This window comes from Massilia sp. PAMC28688 (genome assembly GCF_019443445.1).
GTDB lineage: Bacteria > Pseudomonadota > Gammaproteobacteria > Burkholderiales > Burkholderiaceae_D > Telluria_A.
The window spans coordinates 886,823-906,805 of sequence record NZ_CP080378.1; the positions used below are offsets into that span (position 1 = coordinate 886,823).

Genomic DNA, 19,983 nt, shown 5'->3' on the forward strand with positions numbered 1-19,983 from the left:
TGCGATGGCTGCCCTGCAGAATCTTCACAGCGCACGCTCCATGAACAGCGACAGCGGATCGCTCTGGTAATCGCCAAATGGCGCGCACAGGGTGAAGCCGTCACGCTGGTAAAGGGCGATGGCCTCGGGCTGGCTGATGCCGGTTTCAAGCTTCAGGCTTGTCATGCCGGCCTGGGTGGCGCGCACGATGATCTCGGCCATCAGGGCGGCGCCGATACCCTGGCCGCGAAATGCCGGGTCCACGAACATGCGCTTGACCTCAGCGTAGCTGCCACGGTTGACAAACGCACCGCAGCCGGCTGCCTTGCCATGTTCATCGCGCGCGACCAGGAACACGACATCGCTCCTGGTGAGCGAGTCGACATCCATCAAGTGGTTGCTTTCGGCCGGATACAGCTCGCCGCAATACGCATCTAGCTGGTCGAGCATGGCGATGACGTCGGCCTGTTTGGGGGATTCCTGGTGAATGATCATGGCAGTCCAATAGCGAAAAACGGCGCCGAAGCGCCGTCTGGGTATGCGCAAAAATTCTAGTCGATCAGGCCAGCTGCTTGAGCATGGTTTCGGCGTTCGACACTTCGAAGCCGCCGCCCTGCTCCACGTTGAGCTGCTTGACCACGCCGTCTTCCACCAGCATCGAGTAGCGCTGCGAGCGCGTGCCCATGCCGTACTTGGAGAAGTCCGAGTCCAGGCCGAGCGCCTTGCTGTAGGCGGCGTTACCGTCGGCCATCATGCGCACGATGCCGGTCGACTTCTGCTCGCGGCCCCAGGCGCCCATCACGAAGGCGTCGTTGACCGAGATGCACCAGATTTCATCAACGCCCTTGGCCTTGAGTTCTTCGGCTGCCTTGACGTAGCCCGGCACGTGCTGGGCCGAGCAGGTCGGGGTGAACGCGCCTGGCAGGCCAAAGATGGCGATCTTTTTGCCCTTGACCAGGTCAGCGACCTGGAAGGTGTTGGGGCCGAGCGAGCAGCCGGCGGTTTCGGTTTCTACGAATTCCGAGAGAGTGCCTTCCGGCAGACGGTCGCCGATCTTGATGGTCATTGATGACTCCTTTATTTAATATGGGGGAAAAGCGCGCGCGGCGCGGGGCGCCACGGCACATCCGGCAAGTATGCCTGATCCGTCATTTTCTTGCAGAAGGGGCAAGGAAATGCGCGGGGCGCGCTTTTGGCCCTCAGCTATTCTTTCGATCGTCCGTTGCAGAGGTAGATCGCAACGGGCAGGCCAAGCAGCAGTGACAGCCACCCGTAGGCGGTGATCAGGTTGGACAGCGCCAGCAACAGCAGGCTGATCACGCCGAGCAGCAGTATGAAGACGACGGCCTTGGGCCAGGCCCTCTCATGGGTGCCATGGCTCGGCTCTTCATCGTTGCGTGGGTCGGCGCCCTTGCCGATTGCCGGCGCCGCCTCGGCCTGTCTGGCTGCCTTTGCCCTGGCCTTGCGGCGGCGCGGTGCCGGGTTCATTTCCGGGACAGCATCGGCTGCCTGCGCAACGGCACCTTTCAAGCGGAATTCGTTGGCGCAGCGCAGCTGAACTTCACGCATCCATTTGTCGAGCCCTTGTCCGCGCTCGGCCACTTCCTCGTAGCTCATGTGCTGAAAGGGGCTGCTTTCGTTCTTGGGGTTGGCGTTATTGGCATATTCGGCCTGCGCAGCGGTAAGCAGCGCCATCAGCCGATGGGGGATTGGCCTGTTGCCAGCGTACGGGAACAGCGGGAACTTCGTCCATTCGGGTGCGTCGTATTTGTTTACGCGGAATGGTCCGGGCTGCGCTGAACCGTAGTTCAGCCCCAGCTCCTGCCTGATGTCGGCGGCAAGGGCGTTCCAGTCGGTTTCCGGCACCGTCAGCGCACCCTTGATCTGTTCGACGCACCAATAGCTGTCGATATCACCCCCGTAAGCGGCGGCGGGCGGACATTCTGAACCGTACTGGTAGCTACCCTCCGGCAATTGTGGATGTGACCACCATGCGGCTTTTTCCTCGCCGACTACCCATAGCTCGTAGTGCTCCGGATAATGAACAGCGATGACCAGCGTGCCTGCGCACGGCGCTGTCCCTGACTTGATACTGAATTCTTCGACAGCGTGCAACGACAGGCGGCGCGCGCCCAGGCCCTGCAGGATGCCCAGCCACAGCGTGAAGTCATCGGCCAGCAATGCGTTGTCGTCGACCGAGCGAAACAGCAGGCGGTGGCCGAAAAACACGCCGTGCCGAAAAAATTGCTCCAGCGTCAGTTCATCCCGCAGGTATTTGTTGCCATAGCTGACCAGGGCCACCTGGCGCATCACCATATCGTCGTTCACACTTTTCCTTGTTGTCAGTGCATGCAGGGAAATGATACACATTCCGCGCACACCTCCCCGGGTCGTATCATGATTGCCTCGACAGCATGCCCCGGGCCGTTTAGTCACGAATCGGCCGCATTTCCAAACTACTCTCCTTGCCTCGAGAGTATTGCGCATGGGCATCACGAGGGCTGGATGAATGCTACAGATGACTTCGGTACAATGCTGGAAACCAGCCTTGACCGAAATCATCCTTGATCGAGAAATTTCCATGTACGAGCCGAAGCATTTTTTGGAAACCAGTCTCCCGGTGCTTCATGCGCTGATTGAAGCGCATCCGCTCGGCACCTGGGTAACACATGCCGACGGCCAGCTCGCCGCCAATCACATCCCCTTCATGCTCGACCGCTCGCGTGGAGAATTTGGCACCTTGGTAGCCCACGTGGCACGCGCCAACGATGTGTGGAGCGCGCGCGGCGAAAGCCTCGTCGTGTTCCAGGGGAGCGACGCTTACATCAGCCCTTCCTGGTACGCGAGCAAGCAGGAGGCGGGCAAAGTGGTTCCGACCTGGAATTACGCCGTCGTGCATGCCCACGGACGGGTCAGGGTAATCGAGGACGCAGCATGGCTCCTGCGTCACCTGGCCGACATGTCGGCCAGACATGAGGCGGCGCGGGAGCTGCGATGGAAACTGTCGGACGCGCCCTCCGATTTCATCGAACGGCTGCTTCCGGCGATCGTCGGCATCGAAATTCCGATCACCCGACTGACGGGCAAGTGGAAAGTGAGCCAGAACCGTTCGCAGGCGGACCGGGAAGGTGTGGTTGCAGGACTGCGTGCGCAGGCAGACCACGAATCCAACGCAATGGCCACGCTGGTGGCGCGCCACCGAACCAGTTAGCGATACCGCCCCTGGCGGCCCACCGCAAAAAGCACCATAAAAAAACGCCGTCCCTGGCTTGCGCGGGGACGGCGTTTTTCAGTTGAATAGACTTAGTCGGCTTGCTTGCGCAGGAATGCCGGAATGTCGTAGGTTTCCACGCCATTACGCTGCATCGCCTGTACCTGCTCGGACGCCTGCTCGCGGCGCCATACGGCCGGCTGCTTGATGGTGTCCATGCCGGCCAGGCCCGAGGCCGAACCCATGGTCACGCCCGAAGACGCGGCCATGCCGGTGCCCGATGCCACGGGGCCGTGGGTACCGGTGCGCAGCATTGGCGTTTGCACCAGCTGCATGGCCTTCTTGGCCTTGCCCAGACCCGTGGCGACCACGGTCACGCGGATGTCGTCGCCCATGTCGTCGTCGTAGGCGATACCCTGGGCAATCGACGCATCCGGTGCGGCAAAGGCGCGCACGGCTGCCATGACTTCCTTGATTTCCTTACCCTTCAGGCCACGGCTGGCGGTGACGTTCACCAGCACGCCGCGCGCGCCCGACAGGTCAATGCCGTCCAGCAGCGGCGAGGCCACTGCCTGCTCGGCCGCGATGCGCGCGCGGTCCACGCCCGAGGCGGTCGCGGTGCCCATCATGGCCTTGCCCTGCTCGCCCATGATGGTCTTGACGTCGTTGAAGTCGACGTTGATGTGACCTGGCACGTTGATGATCTCGGCGATACCTGCCACGGCGTTGTTCAGAACGTCGTCAGCGTGCTTCATCCAGTCGATCATGCTTTCGTCTTCGTAGATCTCTTCCAGCTTTTCGTTGAGGATGATGATCAGGGAGTCGACGTGCTGGGACAGCTCTTCCAGGCCGGTTTCGGCGATGTCCATGCACTTCTGGCCTTCGTACGAGAACGGCTTGGACACCACCGCCACCGTCAGCGCGCCCATGCCCTTGGCAATTTCTGCCACGATGGGCGCGGCGCCCGTACCGGTGCCGCCACCCATGCCGGCGGCGATGAAGACCATGTGCGCGCCGCGCAGCGAGTCTTCGATGCGCTGGCGCGATTCTTCGGCCAGGGCCCGGCCCACGGTCGGCTTCATGCCGGCGCCCAGGCCCGAGTCGCCGATCTGGATGATGTTGTGGGCGGACGAGGCAGCGAGCGCCTGCGCATCCGTGTTTGCTGCGATGAACTCAACGCCCGAGACGCCTTTGTTGATCATGTGCTGGACTGCGTTGCCACCTGCTCCGCCGACGCCGACAACTTTGATGACGGTTCCCAGTGCTGCGTTATCGACCATATCAAACTCCATGATGTACTCCTAATCTAGTCAAGTGCGGTTTCCAAGCGCCAGGGCTCATATCGGTATGAAACCTGGGGATTGAAAACTGCGGTTAAATGCGAAAGTTAAATTATAAATAACTATATAAACAGTTACTACTAAATCCGTAATGAATCTGCTACTTTAAAAATTCCCGAGGAACCATTCCTTCATGCGCTGCCACACCGCCTTTACCGAGCCGTCCTGCCTTGTCACGATGTGGCCCCGCAAATACTGTTTCTTCGCTTCCAGCAGCAGGCCGAGCACAGTCGCGTAACGCGGACTGCGAACGACATCGGCAAGCTGGCCGCGGTAGTCCGGCGTGCCAAGGCGCGCCGGCTTGAGAAATATGTCTTCCGCCATCTCCACCATGCCAGGCATGATGGCGGTGCCGCCGGTGAGCACGATGCCCGACGAGAGCACGCCCTCGTAGCCGGACTCGCGCACCACCTGGTGCACCATGGCGAACAGTTCTTCCACTCGCGGCTCGATCACGGCCGCCAGCGCCTGGCGCGACAGGTTGCGCGGGCCGCGGTCGCCCAGGCCAGGCACTTCGAGCGACTCGTGCGGATCGGCCAGCACCTGCTTGGCCACGCCGTAGCGGATCTTGATTTCTTCGGCTTCCGAGGTCGGCGTGCGCAGCGCCATGGCGATGTCGTTGGTGATCTGGTCCCCGGCAATGGGAATGACGGCCGTGTGGCGGATCGCGCCGTCCGAGAACACGGCAATGTCGGTGGTGCCGCCGCCAATGTCGATCAGGACCACGCCCAGTTCTTTTTCGTCCGCCGTCAGCACCGCATCGGCTGACGCCATCGGCTGCAAGATCAGGTCCGACACTTCCAGGCCGCAGCGGCGTACGCACTTGACGATGTTCTGCACCGCCGACACGGCGCCGGTCACGATGTGCACGCGCACTTCCAGGCGGATGCCGCTCATGCCGATCGGCTCGCGCACGTCTTCCTGGCTGTCGACGATGAATTCCTGCGGCACCGTGTGCAGCAGCTGCTGGTCGGTCGGGATATTGACCGCCTTGGCGGTTTCGATCACGCGCGCCACGTCGGTGGCGGTGACTTCCTTGTCCTTGATGGCGACCATGCCGCTCGAATTGAAGGAGCGGATATGGCTGCCCGCGATGCCGGCGTAGACATTGCGGATCTTGCAGTCGGCCATGAGCTCGGCCTCTTCGAGCGCGCGCTGGATCGACTCGACGGTGGCCTCGATATTGACGACGACGCCCTTTTTGAGGCCCCTCGATTCATGCTGACCGAGTCCGATGACTTCATGACGTCCATCGGACATCACCTCGGCCACGACCGCCACCACCTTCGAGGTGCCGATGTCGAGTCCGACGATCAGATTTTTCGCGTCTTTTGTCATTTCTTGTCGCCTACCGTAACTGGTTTCTTCTACTGGTTGATGTAACTGTCTGCTGTGCTGCTGCCGGCTTCGCCGGCTTTTTTCCGTCTTCCGGTATCTTCAGTCCGGAGGCAGTCAGCGCCATGCCGTTCTGGTACCGCATATCCACCGACTCGATCCCGTCCGGCAGCCGCTCGGCCAGCACCGGATAAAAGTGCACCAGCCGATCGACACGCTTCTTGAGCGTCGTCTTGTCCTGCTCCCGCCCCAGCGCCACCCGCATGCCGTTATCGAGTGTCACGGTCCATGCATAGCGGCTCGACAGATGCAGCTTTTGCGGCGCCAGCTTCAGCGGCGCAAACCATGCCCGCAATTCGGCAAACCGCGCCAGCACCTCCTGCTCACTGCCATCCGGACCACCCAGTTCCGGCAAGGTCCTGTCTTCGTCCGCCTCGGCCAGGTTGGCGGTAAATACGTCACCCTTGACCGACAGCAGCCTGCCATCTTCGCCCCAGGTGCCGAGCGGCTCATGCTCCTCGACTTCCACAATCAGCTGGTCCGGCCATTCGCGCCTTACCGTGGCCCGCCTGACCCAGGGCACCGATTCAAACGCGGTGCGCACCTGTTCCAGGTTGGTCGTAAAAAAATTGCCCTTGATGCGTCCGACCACGCCTGCGCGCAGGGTCAGCTTGTTCACATGCTTCAGTTCCATCCCATACATGCTCTCGACGGTCACCGTGCGCAGGGTGAACACCGGGCGCTGCGAGACCCACCACACGCCCGATGCAATCAAGGCCAGTACTACCGCGGCCACCAGGCCGCTGGCGCTTGCATTCAATGCCCGAACGTCATGCCACATTACGTAATCAGCCCTGTCCCTTTGCCAGCTTCAAACGGGCCGTTGCCGCGATCTCCACGCACAAATCTTCGTAACTCATACCGGTCGCACGCGCCGCCATCGGCACCAGGGAATGGCCGGTCATGCCTGGCGAAGTATTGACCTCGATCAGGAACAGCTTGTTGTCGCTCGCGCGCAGCAGGAAGTCCACCCGTCCCCACCCTTCGCAATCGAGGGCATTGAACGCTTCCACCGCCAGGCGCGCCATTTCCGCGCTGATGGCCGGGTCAAGCACGGCCGGGCAGAAGTACTGGGTGTCGTCGTTGAAGTACTTGTTCTGGTAGTCGTAATTCCCACCAGGGGCGACGATCTCAACGGCCGGCAGTGCCCGCGCGTTGACACCCTTGCCCAGGATCGCCACGGTAAATTCGCGGCCGGTCACAAATTCTTCAGCCAGCACCACGTCGTCGTAGCCGGCCGCGATATCGTAGGCAGCCTGCAGTTCTTGCGCGGCGCGCACCTTGGTGATGCCGATGGTGGAACCCTCGTGCGGCGGCTTGACGATGAGCGGCAGGCCAAGTTCCGCCACCACCTGCGCCAGATCGCTGCTGTCGGTCAGCGACAGGTAGCGCGGGGTCGGCAGGCCCTTCATGAGCCAGATCATCTTGGTGTAGATCTTGTCCATGCCGATGGCGCAGGCCATCACGCCACTGCCGGTGTACGGAATGTTCAGCTGTTCGAGCGCGCCCTGCAGGCTGCCGTCTTCGCCGAAGCGGCCGTGCAGCGCAATGAAGACCCGGTCGAACTTTTCGGCGGCCAGTTCGGCGATGCTGCGCTCGCCCGGATCGAACGCGTGCGCGTCCACGCCCTTGCTCTTGAGGGCCGCCAGCACGCCGGTGCCGGACATGATCGAGACTTCGCGCTCGGCGGAACGGCCGCCAAACAGCACGCCCACCTTGCCCAGGCTTTTCGGATCGAGGGTAGTAGTTGCAGTCACTGTCACGCCTCCGTGTAAGTCGTCAGTTTTGCGGGAACGCCGCTGATCGATCCCGCACCCATGGTCAGCACCACGTCGCCGTCCTGCACCAGGTCCATCAGGGTGGACGGCATGTCGGCAATGGCTTCAACGAAAATTGGCTCGATCTTTCCGATCACGCGCAGCGCGTGTGCCAGCGAGCGGCCGTCGGCGGCCCGAATCGGGGCTTCGCCGGCAGCGTAGACTTCCGACAGCACCAGCACATCCGGCTTGGAGAGCACCTTGACGAAGTCCTCGAACAGGTCGCGCGTGCGGCTGTAGCGGTGCGGCTGGAATGCCAGCACCAGGCGGCGCCCCGGGTAGGCGGCACGGGCAGCGGCCAGCGTGACTTCGGTTTCAATCGGGTGGTGGCCAAAGTCGTCCACCAGGGTGAAGGTGCCGCCGGCCGGAATGGCCACCTCGCCATAGCGCGTGAAACGGCGGCCCACGCCATTGAATTCGGCCAGGCCCTGCTGGGTGTGGGCGTCGTCAATGCCAATTTCGCGCGCGATGGCGATGGCCGAGCAGGCGTTCTGCACATTGTGCAGGCCGGGCTGGTTGAGCACGAAATCGGTGTCGGGATAGCCCTGCTGGATGACCGTGAAGTGCATTTCGTGGCCGTGGGCACTGGCATTGACGGCGCGCACCTCGGCTTCTTCCGAAAAGCCGTAAGTGGTAATCGGCTTGGTCACCTGCGGGATGATCGAGCGCACATGCTCGTCGTCGATGCACAGCATCACGCGCCCGTAGAAAGGCAGGCGGTGGGTGAAGTGGACAAAGGCGGCCTTGAGCTTTTCAAAGTCGTGCTCATAGGTTTCCATGTGATCGGCATCGATGTTGGTGATGACTTCGATCATGGGGCTCAGGTTCAGGAACGAGGCGTCCGATTCGTCGGCTTCGGCCACGATGTATTCACCCGTGCCCAGCTTGGCGTTGGCGCCGGCACTGGTCAGGCGCCCGCCAATGACAAAAGTCGGATCGAGCCCGCCCTGCGCCAGTACCGACGCGACCAGGCTGGTGGTGGTGGTCTTGCCATGGGTGCCTGCAATGGCGATGCCGCGTTTCAGGCGCATCAGTTCACCGAGCATGATGGCGCGCGGGACGATCGGCGTTTTCGCGGCGCGGGCAGCGATGACTTCCGGATTGTCTTCCTTGACGGCGGTCGAGGTCACGACCACGTCGGCGTTGGCCACATTGTCCTGCGAGTGGCCCAGCATGACCCTGGCGCCAAGGCTTTCCAGCCGCTGGCTGGCGGCATTGCTCGACAGGTCGGAGCCGGAAACGTTGTAGCCCAGCGTGAGCAGCACTTCGGCAATACCGCTCATGCCGCTGCCGCCAATGCCGACGAAATGGATGTTCTTGATTTTATGTTTCATGTCGTGTCAATTCTTGTTATTGGTTGCTGCAAGTTGTTCGAGTACTTCTGCGATCGCTTGGTTGGCGTTGCGTTTGCCGACGGCGCGCGCGGCTTCTGCCATGGTCCGGCACTTGTCGCGGTCCAGCGACTGCAGCAGCGCTGCCAGGCTGGCGGCGGACAGCTCGGTTTGCGGCAGGTGAATGGCCGCGTTCTGCGACGCCATCCACTTTGCATTGTCGCGCTGGTGGCTGGTGGTGCTGGCCACCAGCGGCACCAGCACGCTGGCCACGCCGGCAGCGGTCAGTTCCGACACCGTGATGGCGCCGGCGCGGCAGATCACCACGTCGGCACCGGCATAAGCGGCGGCCATGTCGTCAATGAAGTCCACCACGGTGGCCGTCACACCTGCCGCCGCGTAGGAGGCGCGCAAGGCGTCGATATTTTTCTTCCCGGACTGGTGCGTCACCACCGGACGCACGGCGTCGGGGAGCATGGCCAGTGCGGCGGGGATGCTGTCGTTAAGGACCTTGGCCCCAAGGCTGCCACCCACCACCAGGATGCGCAGCACACCGGTGCGGCTGGCAAACCGTTCGGCCGGCGCGCTCATGCCCAGGATCTCCTGGCGCACCGGGTTGCCGGTGACAAGCGCCTTGCCGGCAGCGCGGCCAAAATCTGCGGGAAAGCCAAACAGCACCTTCTGGGCGATGGGCGTGAGCGTCTTGTTCGACAGCAGTAGCGCCGCGTCGGCATTGACCAGCACCAGCGGCACGCCGCGCAGGCGCGCCATCATCCCGCCAGGCACGGTGACATAGCCACCCATGCCGAGGACGACCGAGGGCTGGCGGCGGCCGATGTGGCGCAGGCAGGTCAGGAAGCTGTTCACCAGCTTGAACGCACCGGAGACGGTATGGCCCAGCCCCTTGCCGCGCATGCCGGAAAATTCGATGGTATCGATCTCGATGCCCTGCTTTGGCACGAAGTCCTGCTCCATGCCGTGCGAGGTGCCGAGCCACGTCACTTCCCAGCCGCGCGCGCGCATGGTCTGCGCAATCGCGATGCCCGGGAAAATGTGGCCACCGGTGCCGGCTGCCATGATCATGAGACGCTTCATGGACGGCCTCCGCGCATCAGGACCCGGTTTTCATAGTCGATGCGCAGCAGGATGGCCAGGCCGACGCAATTGATCAGGACACCGGAGCCGCCATAGCTCATCAAAGGCAGGGTCAGGCCCTTGGTAGGCAAGAGTCCCAGGTTCACACCCATATTGATGAAGGTCTGCACGCCGATCCAGATGCCGATGCCCTTGGCGACCAGGCCCGCAAACACCTGGTCAATCGCAATGGCCTGGCGCCCTATGTCAAAGGCGCGTTTGACCAGCCAGTAGAACATGGCAATGACGACCAGCACGCCGGCCAGGCCCAGTTCTTCGCCAATGACGGCCATCAGGAAGTCGGTATGCGCCTCCGGCAGGTAATGCAGCTTCTCGACGCTGGCGCCCAGGCCCACGCCAAAGAATTCGCCGCGGCCAAAGGCGATCAGCGAATGCGTGAGCTGGTACGCCTTATCGAGCGAATTGCCCTCTTCCCACGGATCGAGGTAGGCGAACATGCGCGCCCGGCGAAATGGCGAGAATGCGATGATCAGGCTGAAGATCCCGACCAGCAGGCCGGCGATGCCGCCGAACCAGACGATGTTGATCCCGCCCAGGAAAAGGATGCCCATGGCGATGCAGACAATCACGCCAAACGCGCCCAGGTCCGGTTCCAGCAGCAGGGCCAGCCCCACCAGCGTGATGGCGGCGGCCATGGGCAGGAAACCCTTGGTCAGCTTGTGCATGTATTCCTGCTTGCGCACCGTGTAGTCGGCCGCATACAGGACGGCGGCGATCTTCATCACTTCCGACGGCTGCAGGTTGAACACGCGCAGGTTCAGCCAGCGCTGGGCGCCGTTGACCGAAAAGCCCAGGCCCGGAATGAACACGGCAAACAGCAGCACCAGCGTGGCGATGAAGAGCACGGGAGCCCATTTCTGCCAGACGGCGATACGCACGCGGAAAAAGACCGCTGCGCCGGCAATGAGCGACACGCCAATGAACATGGCCTGACGCTGCAGGAAGTAGGCATTCTTGTAGTTGGCGTACTTGGGCGAATCGGGCAGCGCAATCGAGGCCGAATACACCATCACCATCCCGAACAGCATCAGCAGCACCGTGACCCAGACCAGGGGCTGATCGTATTCCATCATTTTCGACGGCCGCCCGCGAGGGCTCGTCAGAGCCTCGCTGGACGAACCGGAGAACTTGAATGGAAGCTGGAAGGCCATCAGATATCCTGTCCCTTGGCCAATGCCAGCTCGCGCACCGCATCGCAGAACACCTGCGCGCGGTGGGCATAATTGGTGAACATGTCCATGCTGGCGCACGCGGGCGAGAGCAGCACGGCGTCGCCGCTGTGTGCCAGGCTTGACGCGCGCTGCACGGCTTCTTCCAGCGTGGCGCAGTCGGCCATCTCGACGCCGGATGGCGCGATGGCGGCGCGGATCTTGTCCGCATCGCGGCCGATCAGCACGATGCTGCGCACATAGCGCGCGCACGGCTCGGCCAGCGGATCGAACTGTTGCCCCTTGCCGTCGCCGCCGGCAATCAGTACCAGTCGTTGCGATTCGCCCCCAAACGCCTTGCCCAGACCATTGATGGCAGCAACCGTGGCGCCGACGTTGGTGCCTTTGCTGTCATCGTAGTAATCCACCCCGTCGATCGATGCCACCAGTTCGACGCGATGCGGCTCGCCCTTGTATTCGCGCAGGCCATGCAATAGTGGCGCGAACGGCAGGCCAATGGCACGGCACAGGGCAAGGGCGGCGAGCGCGTTCGATGCATTGTGCAGGCCGCGGATGCGCAGTGCATCGGCAGGCATCAGGCGGCTGACCGAAAACGGCAGCGGCTCGATAGGGTCATTCTTCTTGCGCTTCTTTTCCGGTTCGTCGCCGGGCGCGGCAAAGGTCAGCCACAGTACGCCGCGCTCATTGTGCAAGCCGAAGGCGCCTGCCGCATTCGGCGCGTCGGTGCCGAAGGTGACCACTTCATTCATGGCGCCGGCCATGCTCATGACCGCGCGGTCGTCGCGATTGAGCACGCGCACCGTATTGGCGCCAAAAATGCGGGCCTTGGCGGCGCCGTAGGCGGCCATGTCGCCATGCCAGTCCAGGTGGTCCTGGCTCAGGTTCAGCACTGTGGCGGCATCGGCCTGCAGGCTGAAGGTGGTGTGCAGCTGAAAGCTTGACAGTTCCAGGATCCAGGCCTCGGGCAGCTCGCCGCTGTCGATCACTTCGCGCAGCACATCGAGGGCGGCGGGGCTGATGTTTCCGGCCACGCGGGTGGACAGGCCGGCGCGCCGGCACAGCTGACCGGTCAGGCTGGTCACCGTCGTCTTGCCATTGGTGCCGGTGATGGCGATGACCTTGGGCGCATAGCCCCGCTCTTCCTTAAGGGCGGCGAGGGCCTGGGCGAATAATTCAATTTCGCCCCACACCGGGATCGCGCGCCCGGCGGCCGCGGGAGTGATCTCGGCCAGTTCACGGGCCGGCATCAGGCCGGGGCTGACGGCGACAAAATCAACACCTTCGAGCAGAGCGGCGGTCAGGGCGCCGCCCACGAATTCGACACCAGGGATAGCCTGGCGCAGCTGCGGCAGCCGCTGTGGCTCGTCGCGCGTGTCAGCCACGCGCACGCGCGCGCCGCAACGGGCGAGCCATTGCGCCATTGCGAGCCCGGATTCACCGAGCCCCAGTACCAATGCGAGTTTGCCGTCGTAGTTCATTGATCAGCGCAGTTTGAGGGTGGACAGGCCAACCAGCACCAGCATCATGGTGATGATCCAGAAACGCACCACAACCTGCGTCTCCTTCCAGCCTTTTTGTTCAAAGTGATGGTGCAGTGGCGCCATCAGGAACACGCGGCGGCCGACGCCGGTGCGCTTCTTGGTGATCTTGAATACGGCTACCTGGATGATGACCGACAGCGTTTCGGCCACGAACACGCCGCCCATGATGAACAGCACGATCTCCTGGCGCACGATCACGGCAATGGTGCCGAGCGCGCCGCCCAGCGCCAGCGCGCCCACGTCGCCCATGAACATCTGGGCCGGGTGCGCGTTATACCAGAGGAAGGCCAGGCCCGCGCCGGCCATCGCGCCGCAGAAGATCAGCAGCTCGCCCGCACCCGCAATGTGGGGAATGAACAGGTATTCGGAGAACTTGGCGCTGCCGGTCAGGTAGGCAAACAGGCCAAGGGCCGAGCCGACCATCACGGTTGGCATGATGGCCAGGCCGTCCAGGCCGTCGGTGAAGTTCACCGCGTTGCTGGTGCCGACGATGACGCAGTAGGTCAGCGCGATGAAGCCCCACACGCCCAGCGGATAGCTGATGGTCTTGAAGAACGGGACGATCAGATCGGCCTTGGGCGGCAGGTCCATGGCAAAGCCGGACTGCACCCACGCAAAGAACAGCTCCCACACCTTGGCCGGCGTCGGCGCCGACACCGAAAACGCCAGGTACAGCGAGGCCGCGATGCCGATCAACGACATCCAGAAGTATTTTTCGCCCGAGCGCATGCCGTTGGGATCCTGGTACACCACCTTGCGGTAGTCGTCGGCCCAGCCGATGGCGCCAAAGCCGAGCGTGACGACCAGCACTGGCCAGATCAGGCGGTTGGACAGGTCGCACCACAGCAGCGTGGAAATGGCAATCGAGATCAGGACCAGGACGCCGCCCATGGTCGGGGTACCGTGTTTTTTCAGGTGCGTCTGCGGACCGTCCTGGCGCACTGCCTGGCCTACCTTGAGCGAGGTCAGCTTGCGAATGACCGCGGGACCGGCAAACAGGCCAATGAGCACGGCCGTGATGGTGGCAAACACCGCACGGAAGGTGATGAAGTTAAACACGCGCAGGAAGCCGAAGTCCTGCTGGAGATATTGTGCGAGCCAGAGCAGCATGTCAGTGTGCGTCCTTGTTATTGTTTTGTGAGCCAAGCAGGTGCTGGACCACGCGTTCCATCTTCATGAAGCGCGAACCTTTGACCAGCACCGTGGCCGATGAGTCGTGACCCAATTTTTCATCCAGCACAGCCAGCAGTTCCTCAATCGTTTCAAAATGTCGGGCGCCGGCGCCGGCCATGTGGCGCGCCAGCTCGCCCAGCACCAGCACATTGGCAATGCCATGGCTGGCCGCGTAGGCGGCAATCTCTTCGTGGAATTCACGTCCCTGGGTGCCCACTTCACCCATGTCGCCCAGTACCAGAACGCGCGGCTCGGGCACCTTGGCCAGCACGTCGATGGCGGCGCGCACCGAGTCGGGATTGGCGTTGTAGGTGTCGTCAATGATGCAGGCGCCGCCCGCTGCCATCTTCTTTTGCAGGCGCCCGGACACGGGTTCAAACGCATTGATGCCGCGTTCGATCGCTTCATCCGGCACACCGGCGCCGACGGCGCATGCGATCGCAGCGAGCGCATTGCGCACGTTATGCAATCCGGCTGCGGCCAGGCGCACCGGGAACTGGCGCGCTTCCATGCCCTCTTCCCTCACCAGCACCATCAGCTCGCTGCCAAAGTCGCCGCCGCTGTGGGTGCAGCTGACATGGCAGGCGGCATCGAGGCCAAAGGTGATGGTGCGCCGTCCTGCCGCCAGGCCCTGCCACAGGGTCGTGTAGGTATCGTCGCCCGGGAACACCGCCACCCCGTCCGGCGGCAGGCCAGCCAGCACCGCGCCGTTTTCCTCGGCCACCGCTTCCACGGTGTGCATGAATTCCTGGTGCTCGCGCTGCGCGTTATTGACCATGGCAACGCCAGGCTGGGCGATCGCCGTCAGGCGCGCGATTTCGCCGGGATGATTCATGCCCAATTCGACCACGGCCGCTTGGTGCTGCGCCGACAGGCGGAACAGCGTGAGCGGCACACCAATTTCATTATTCAGGTTGCCACGCGTGGCCAGGCGCGCCTCGTCGCCAAAGGCAGCGGCCAAAATGGCGGCGATCATTTCCTTGACCGTTGTCTTGCCGTTGCTGCCGGTGACGCCGATGACGGGAATATCGAACTGCCTGCGCCAGCTGTTGGCAATGCGGCCGAGCGCCACCAGCGTGTCCGGCACCACCAGCGCCGGCAGCGTGAACCCTGGCGGCAGTTCTTCGGCTACCACCGCCGCGGCGCCCTTGTCTGCCACCTGCTGCAGGAAGTCGTGCGCATCGAAACTGTCGCCACGCAGCGCCACGAACAGCGCACCGGCGCCGGCGCTGCGGCTGTCGGTCGACACGCTGTCGAAGGCGGCGTCCGCCGTCATGGTGGCGCCATCAATGGCAGGAAGCAGTTGTGCCAGCGAGCCGCGCATCAGTTGGTCCTTTTCATGGTGGCGCGCGCGGCCAGTGCCAGCGCAGCGTGGTCGGCGTCGGAAAATGCCATCTTGCGGCCCTTGATTTCCTGGTACGGCTCGTGGCCTTTGCCGGCCAGCAGGATCACGTCGGCGCGCGCAGCATGGCGCACGGCCCACAGGATGGCGCCGGCCCGGTCTTCATTGGTCTGGAAGGTCGACGTGGGATGGCTCGCATCCATGCCCCCCACGATCTGGGCGATGATGGCGGCCGGCTCCTCGCTGCGCGGATTGTCGCTGGTGACCAGCACATGGCCGGCAATCTGCGAGATGGCACCCATCTGCGGGCGCTTGCCCGGATCGCGGTCGCCGCCGCAGCCAAACACGCACCACAGCTCGCCGCCGCGCTCCTGCGCCACCTGGCGCAACGCTTCGAGCGTCTTTTGCAGCGCGTCGGGCGTGTGTGCGTAATCGATGACGACCATCGGTGCATCCTGGCCGCCGAGTTGCTGCATGCGGCCCGGGGCGGGCGTGAGCGACTCGATGGCGTCGAGGGCGGCGCGCAGCTCCACTTTCTTGGCCAGCAGCGCGCCCAGGACTGCGAGCGCATTGCTCACATTGAAGTGGCCCACCAGCTGCGTCTTCACGGTTGCCGCGCCCTGGGGCGACTCAAGATGGAACTCGGTGCCGGAATGGCGGCTCTTGAATTGCGAAGCGCGCAGGATCGCCACGCCGTCGATGGCCGGCTGCGCCAGTTCATCGCGCAGGGTATAGCCGATCAGCGGCAGGGTATTGCCAAAGCGGGTTTGAAGGTGCCCGACCAGGCGCAGTCCTGCCGGGTCGTCGAGATTTAACACTGCCGTCTTTAATCCTGGCCACTCGAACAGCTTTTGTTTGGCTGCCTCGTAGCGTTGCATGTCACCGTGATAATCGAGATGGTCGCGCGTGAGGTTGGTAAATAGCGCCACATCGAAATGCATGCCCGAAGTACGCCCCTGATCGAGCCCGATGGAGCTTACCTCAATGGCCAGCGTGCTGGCGCCCGCTTCACGCACTTCGGCCAGCGTTTGGGCCAGCAGCACCGCGTCCGGCGTGGTGTAGCCGGTGGCGTCAAATTCTGGCTCGCCACGTCCCTTGAACAAGCCCACGCCGAGCGTGCCGATGACGGCGGCCGTCTCGCCCAGACGCGCGAACGCCTGTCCAAGCCAGACCGCGCATGAGGTTTTGCCATTGGTGCCGGTGACGCCGACGGTGAACATGGCGCTGTCGGGCATGCCGTGGCAGGCGTGTGCGATCGCGCCGGCGTTTTTCTTCAGGCCGGCCACGGCCAGGTGCGGGACCGTCCATGCAGGCTGCCACGTGAAGCCGGCGCCGTCATACACGACCGCTGCCGCGCCCTGCTCGATGGCCCTGGCAATGTAGGCGCGGCCGTCGCCGGCGTCGCCCGGATACGCAAAAAAGACATCGCCGGGCGTGATGCGGCGCGAGTCCGAGGCCAGCTTGCCGCCCGGGGCGCTGGCCGCGATGAAGTCGCACACTTGTTGCATGTTCAATTCATCCATCACATCACCTCGTCGTCGCTGCTGGCGGTGGTGACAATGTCGGTCACGGTCGAATCCGGCGGCACATTGAGCGCGCGCAGGGCATTGGAGGCCACGGCGGCAAAGGTGGGCGCCGCGACGATGCCGCCGAAGTGGCCGTTCGCGGTCGGCTCGTCGATCATGACGGCGATGATGAAGCGCGGGTCCGACATCGGCACCATGCCGACGAAGGAACCGATGTACTTGCGCGGAATGGCATAACGGCCGTTTTCCACCTTGTAGGCAGTGCCGGTCTTGCCGCCCACGCGGTAGCCCGGCACGTGCGCCTGCTTGGCCGTGCCGCCTTCGCCAACCACCACGCTCTCGAGCATTTCGCGCATCTGGCGCGCCGTCTGCGGCTTGATCACCTGGCGCCCGACGGGCGGCTCGGTCAGTTTCTGGAATGACAGCGGGATGATGTCGCCATTGCGGGCGAAAATCATGTAGCCGCGCGCCAGCTGCAACAGCGACACCGAAATGCCGTTACCGTAGCTCATGGTGGCCTGTTCAATCGGACGCCAGGATTTGTAGGGACGCACGCGGCCCGCAACGGCGCCGGGGAAGCCGAACTTGGGCTGCTGGCCAAAGCCGACTTCCGTGAACATTTCCCACATCTCCTGCGCCGGCATGCTCAGTGCCATCTTGGCCGTGCCGATGTTGGACGAAGTCTTGATGATCTCGGCCACCGAAATGATGTGATGCGGCTTGGTGTCGGAAATCGGCGCGCCGTTGATCACATAGCGGCCATTGCCGGTATCGATCAGGGTGCCCGGCTTCACGCGGCCACTGTCCAGCGCCAGCGCCACCGTGAACGGCTTGAGCGTGGAGCCTGGCTCGAAGGTATCGGTGATGACGCGGTTGCGCAGCTGGGCGCCGGTCAGCTTCTTGCGGTCATTCGGGTCATAGGTGGGCCAGTTGGCCAGCGCCAGCACTTCGCCGGTTTTCACGTCCAGCACCACGGCCGCTCCCGCCTTGGCCTTGAACTTTTCCACGGCATTCTTCACCTGGGTGAAGGCGATGTACTGGATCTTGCTGTCGACCGACAGCGTGATGTCCTTGCCATCGTGCGGCATCTTGTACATGCCCACGTCTTCCACGATATTGCCCAGGCGGTCGCGAATGACCTGGCGGCTGCCCGTGGTACCCACCAGGTTCTTTTGCTGCGCCAGTTCCATCGCATCCTGACCCGCGTCTTCCACATTGGTAAAGCCCACCAGATGGGTCACCACTTCGCCCTGCGGATAGAAGCGCTTGTATTCCTTGCGCGTGTCCAGGCCATCGATCTTGAGCTTTTCAATCTCGGCGATGATATCCATTTCCACCTGGCGCTTCAGGTACACGAAGGTGCGCGGCGAATCGAGCTTCTTGCGCAGGTCCGCCTCGCTCATGCCGAGCAGGCCGGCCAGCTTGTTGAGCTTTTCGGCCGGCGACTTGAGCACTTCCTCGGGAATGGCCCACACGGCTTTTACCGGCAGCGACGAGGCCAGCACCTGGCCATTGCGGTCCATGATCTTGCCGCGCGTGGCCGGCAGCTCGATGGTGCGCTCGTAGCGGTTCTTGCCCTGCTTTTGCAAAAATTCGTTGGAAATCCCCTGCAGCCACAGGGCGCGCGCGGCCAGCGCCGCAAACGAGGCAAACAGCACGAACAGCACGACGCGCGAACGCCAGGTGGGCAGGCTGACTGCCAGCACCGGGCTTTTCGAGAACGACACGCCCTTGGAGGCAGCCACCCGCGATCCTGTGACGCCATTACCGCCGCGCTTCATTTTTCACCTTCCGTCAGATACTGGGTGCGCTCGGGTGTGAGCGGCACCATGTTCAAATCCGTACGCGCGATCTGTTCGATGCGCGAATTTTTCGATAATGTCGAGTAGTCCAGACGCAGCTGGTCCCAGTCGATTTCAAGCTGGCTGGCCTGCTGGTCAAGCTTGCCCTTTTCAATGAACAGGTTGCGCGCCTCGTACTGGCTCTTGACCAGCGACAGTGCGCAGCCCACCAGCAAGACCGTCAGCACCACGTTGATCTTGCCGCTCATGGCTTGCCTCCCAGGCGCTCGGCCACACGCATCACGGCGGAACGGGCGCGCGGATTGGCCGCGATTTCGGCCTCCGACGGCTTGATCTTGGCCACCAGTTTCATCAGAGGCTGAGGCAGGTCCACGGCCCGGATGGGCAGGCGGCGGTCGGGCTGTTCCAGTTTGGCCTTGCTGGCCAGGAACTGCTTGACCATGCGGTCTTCCAGCGAATGAAAGCTGATGATCACCATGCGTGCGCCGGGCGCGAGCATGGCATAGGCTTCGCTCAGGCCTGCTTCCAGGTCTTCAAGCTCTTGATTGATGAAAATCCGGATAGCCTGAAAGGTGCGGGTGGCCGGATCCTTGCCCTTCTCCCGGGTTTTGACCGCGTTTGCCACGATACCGGCAAGCTGTCGTGTGCCTGAAATTGGCTCGACTGCCCGGCCAGCAACAATCGCCTTTGCAATCTGAAAAGCAAACCGTTCTTCCCCATATTCCCTGATCACCTTCTCTAATTGTTGTTCCGGCACCGTGGCCAGCCAGTCGGCCGCGGAGACGCCGCGCGTGGTGTCCATGCGCATGTCCAGCGGGCCATCGTTGCGAAAGCTGAAGCCGCGCGCGGCATCGTCCACCTGGGGCGAAGAAATGCCCAGGTCCAGCAAGATGCCGTCCACCTGCGCCACGCCCCGTTCCTGCAAGGCAGTTCTCATGGTGGCAAAGCTGTCATGCACGATCTCGAAGCGCCCGTCGGCAATCTCGCCGGCCGTGGCGATGGCTTGCAGGTCCTTGTCGAACGCGATCAGGCGCCCCGTGGCGCCCAGTGTCGACAGGATCAGGCGGCTGTGGCCGCCGCGCCCGAAGGTGCCATCTATATAGATGCCGTCGGCGCGCGCGCCAGTGATGCCGAGGGCATCGACCGCCTCATCGAGCAGCACCGTTCGATGCTGAAACTCAGGCACCGCGACTTGGGTCATC

The 19,983-nt window shown here is 63.1% G+C and carries 18 protein-coding genes; 1 reads left to right on the plus strand and 17 read right to left on the minus strand.

Annotated elements, in window-relative coordinates; translation table 11 throughout:
* Positions 1-24: 24 nt before the first annotated feature.
* From KY495_RS03880 to KY495_RS03890, 3 genes are all read right to left on the minus strand, one after another.
* On the minus strand, positions 25-474 hold the full coding sequence (locus KY495_RS03880) for a GNAT family N-acetyltransferase (protein WP_219882444.1): 450 nt from the start codon (positions 472-474) through the stop codon (positions 25-27).
* Between the two features lie 64 nt (positions 475-538).
* Positions 539-1,045, minus strand: coding sequence for a peroxiredoxin (locus tag KY495_RS03885; protein ID WP_219882445.1), 507 nt, complete (start codon positions 1,043-1,045; stop codon positions 539-541).
* Positions 1,046-1,182: 137 nt separating this feature from the next.
* Positions 1,183-2,307 carry a hypothetical protein gene (locus KY495_RS03890; protein ID WP_219882446.1) on the minus strand — a complete coding sequence of 375 codons (1,125 nt, stop codon included), beginning with the start codon at positions 2,305-2,307 and terminating at the stop codon, positions 1,183-1,185.
* 220 nt (positions 2,308-2,527) lie between these two features.
* Between KY495_RS03890 and KY495_RS03895 the strand changes: the two genes are divergently transcribed.
* Positions 2,528-3,190, plus strand: a complete 663-nt coding sequence (locus KY495_RS03895) for an FMN-binding negative transcriptional regulator (protein ID WP_307728239.1) — start codon at positions 2,528-2,530, stop codon at positions 3,188-3,190.
* A 92-nt stretch (positions 3,191-3,282) separates the two neighbouring features.
* Here KY495_RS03895 and ftsZ read toward each other — a convergent pair whose 3' ends face one another.
* The 14 genes from ftsZ to rsmH form a co-directional block, all read right to left on the minus strand.
* The gene (gene ftsZ / locus KY495_RS03900; protein WP_219882447.1) at positions 3,283-4,482 is read right to left on the minus strand and encodes a cell division protein FtsZ; all 1,200 of its coding nucleotides are present in this window, start codon (positions 4,480-4,482) and stop codon (positions 3,283-3,285) included.
* A 153-nt stretch (positions 4,483-4,635) separates the two neighbouring features.
* Entirely contained in the window at positions 4,636-5,868 is a 1,233-nt protein-coding gene (gene ftsA, locus KY495_RS03905; protein WP_073219237.1) for a cell division protein FtsA, read from the minus strand.
* A gap of 10 nt (positions 5,869-5,878) precedes the next feature.
* Complete coding sequence (locus KY495_RS03910; RefSeq protein ID WP_219882448.1) at positions 5,879-6,706, minus strand: cell division protein FtsQ/DivIB; 828 nt, start codon at positions 6,704-6,706, stop codon at positions 5,879-5,881.
* 7 nt (positions 6,707-6,713) lie between these two features.
* Positions 6,714-7,682: a D-alanine--D-alanine ligase gene (locus KY495_RS03915; RefSeq protein WP_219882449.1), complete on the minus strand. Its 969-nt coding sequence runs from the start codon at positions 7,680-7,682 to the stop codon at positions 6,714-6,716.
* 2 nt (positions 7,683-7,684) lie between these two features.
* Positions 7,685-9,076 (minus strand): UDP-N-acetylmuramate--L-alanine ligase, encoded by a 1,392-nt coding sequence (gene murC, locus KY495_RS03920; RefSeq protein ID WP_219882450.1) that lies wholly within the window; start codon positions 9,074-9,076, stop codon positions 7,685-7,687.
* Between the two features lie 6 nt (positions 9,077-9,082).
* Positions 9,083-10,168 (minus strand): undecaprenyldiphospho-muramoylpentapeptide beta-N-acetylglucosaminyltransferase, encoded by a 1,086-nt coding sequence (gene murG / locus KY495_RS03925; protein ID WP_219882451.1) that lies wholly within the window; start codon positions 10,166-10,168, stop codon positions 9,083-9,085.
* A complete protein-coding gene (gene ftsW, locus KY495_RS03930) occupies positions 10,165-11,379 on the minus strand; it encodes a putative lipid II flippase FtsW (RefSeq protein WP_219882452.1) in 1,215 nt (404 codons plus the stop codon). The genes murG and ftsW overlap by 4 nt, the downstream gene beginning before the upstream one ends.
* Positions 11,379-12,875: a UDP-N-acetylmuramoyl-L-alanine--D-glutamate ligase gene (murD, locus tag KY495_RS03935; protein WP_219882453.1), complete on the minus strand. Its 1,497-nt coding sequence runs from the start codon at positions 12,873-12,875 to the stop codon at positions 11,379-11,381. Before murD ends, ftsW begins: the two co-directional genes overlap by 1 nt.
* A gap of 3 nt (positions 12,876-12,878) precedes the next feature.
* Entirely contained in the window at positions 12,879-14,048 is a 1,170-nt protein-coding gene (mraY, locus tag KY495_RS03940) for a phospho-N-acetylmuramoyl-pentapeptide-transferase (protein ID WP_219882454.1), read from the minus strand.
* Position 14,049: 1 nt separating this feature from the next.
* Positions 14,050-15,435, minus strand: a complete 1,386-nt coding sequence (gene murF / locus KY495_RS03945) for a UDP-N-acetylmuramoyl-tripeptide--D-alanyl-D-alanine ligase (protein WP_219882455.1) — start codon at positions 15,433-15,435, stop codon at positions 14,050-14,052.
* Positions 15,435-16,976: a UDP-N-acetylmuramoyl-L-alanyl-D-glutamate--2,6-diaminopimelate ligase gene (locus tag KY495_RS03950; protein ID WP_219882456.1), complete on the minus strand. Its 1,542-nt coding sequence runs from the start codon at positions 16,974-16,976 to the stop codon at positions 15,435-15,437. Before KY495_RS03950 ends, murF begins: the two co-directional genes overlap by 1 nt.
* Positions 16,976-18,760 (minus strand): penicillin-binding protein 2, encoded by a 1,785-nt coding sequence (locus KY495_RS03955; protein WP_219882457.1) that lies wholly within the window; start codon positions 18,758-18,760, stop codon positions 16,976-16,978. Before KY495_RS03955 ends, KY495_RS03950 begins: the two co-directional genes overlap by 1 nt.
* Positions 18,757-19,029, minus strand: a complete 273-nt coding sequence (gene ftsL / locus KY495_RS03960; RefSeq protein ID WP_219882458.1) for a cell division protein FtsL — start codon at positions 19,027-19,029, stop codon at positions 18,757-18,759. The genes KY495_RS03955 and ftsL overlap by 4 nt, the downstream gene beginning before the upstream one ends.
* The gene (gene rsmH, locus KY495_RS03965; RefSeq protein ID WP_219882459.1) at positions 19,026-19,982 is read right to left on the minus strand and encodes a 16S rRNA (cytosine(1402)-N(4))-methyltransferase RsmH; all 957 of its coding nucleotides are present in this window, start codon (positions 19,980-19,982) and stop codon (positions 19,026-19,028) included. The genes ftsL and rsmH overlap by 4 nt, the downstream gene beginning before the upstream one ends.
* Position 19,983: the final 1 nt, after the last annotated feature.

Excerpts from the sequence above, each read along its gene's own strand:
- murF (WP_219882455.1), bottom strand. The coding sequence starts at position 15,435 with ATGCGCGGCTCGCTGGCACAACTGCTTCCTGCCATTGATGGCGCCACC.
- murD (WP_219882453.1), bottom strand. The coding sequence starts at position 12,875 with ATGAACTACGACGGCAAACTCGCATTGGTACTGGGGCTCGGTGAATCC.
- ftsA (WP_073219237.1), bottom strand. The coding sequence starts at position 5,868 with ATGACAAAAGACGCGAAAAATCTGATCGTCGGACTCGACATCGGCACC.
- ftsW (WP_219882452.1), bottom strand. The coding sequence starts at position 11,379 with ATGGCCTTCCAGCTTCCATTCAAGTTCTCCGGTTCGTCCAGCGAGGCT.
- murG (WP_219882451.1), bottom strand. The coding sequence starts at position 10,168 with ATGAAGCGTCTCATGATCATGGCAGCCGGCACCGGTGGCCACATTTTC.
- rsmH (WP_219882459.1), bottom strand. The coding sequence starts at position 19,982 with ATGACCCAAGTCGCGGTGCCTGAGTTTCAGCATCGAACGGTGCTGCTC.
- KY495_RS03955 (WP_219882457.1), bottom strand. The coding sequence starts at position 18,760 with ATGAAGCGCGGCGGTAATGGCGTCACAGGATCGCGGGTGGCTGCCTCC.
- KY495_RS03885 (WP_219882445.1), bottom strand. The coding sequence starts at position 1,045 with ATGACCATCAAGATCGGCGACCGTCTGCCGGAAGGCACTCTCTCGGAA.
- KY495_RS03880 (WP_219882444.1), bottom strand. The coding sequence starts at position 474 with ATGATCATTCACCAGGAATCCCCCAAACAGGCCGACGTCATCGCCATG.
- KY495_RS03950 (WP_219882456.1), bottom strand. The coding sequence starts at position 16,976 with ATGGATGAATTGAACATGCAACAAGTGTGCGACTTCATCGCGGCCAGC.
- murC (WP_219882450.1), bottom strand. The coding sequence starts at position 9,076 with ATGAAACATAAAATCAAGAACATCCATTTCGTCGGCATTGGCGGCAGC.
- KY495_RS03910 (WP_219882448.1), bottom strand. The coding sequence starts at position 6,706 with ATGTGGCATGACGTTCGGGCATTGAATGCAAGCGCCAGCGGCCTGGTG.
- ftsL (WP_219882458.1), bottom strand. The coding sequence starts at position 19,029 with ATGAGCGGCAAGATCAACGTGGTGCTGACGGTCTTGCTGGTGGGCTGC.
- mraY (WP_219882454.1), bottom strand. The coding sequence starts at position 14,048 with ATGCTGCTCTGGCTCGCACAATATCTCCAGCAGGACTTCGGCTTCCTG.
- ftsZ (WP_219882447.1), bottom strand. The coding sequence starts at position 4,482 with ATGGAGTTTGATATGGTCGATAACGCAGCACTGGGAACCGTCATCAAA.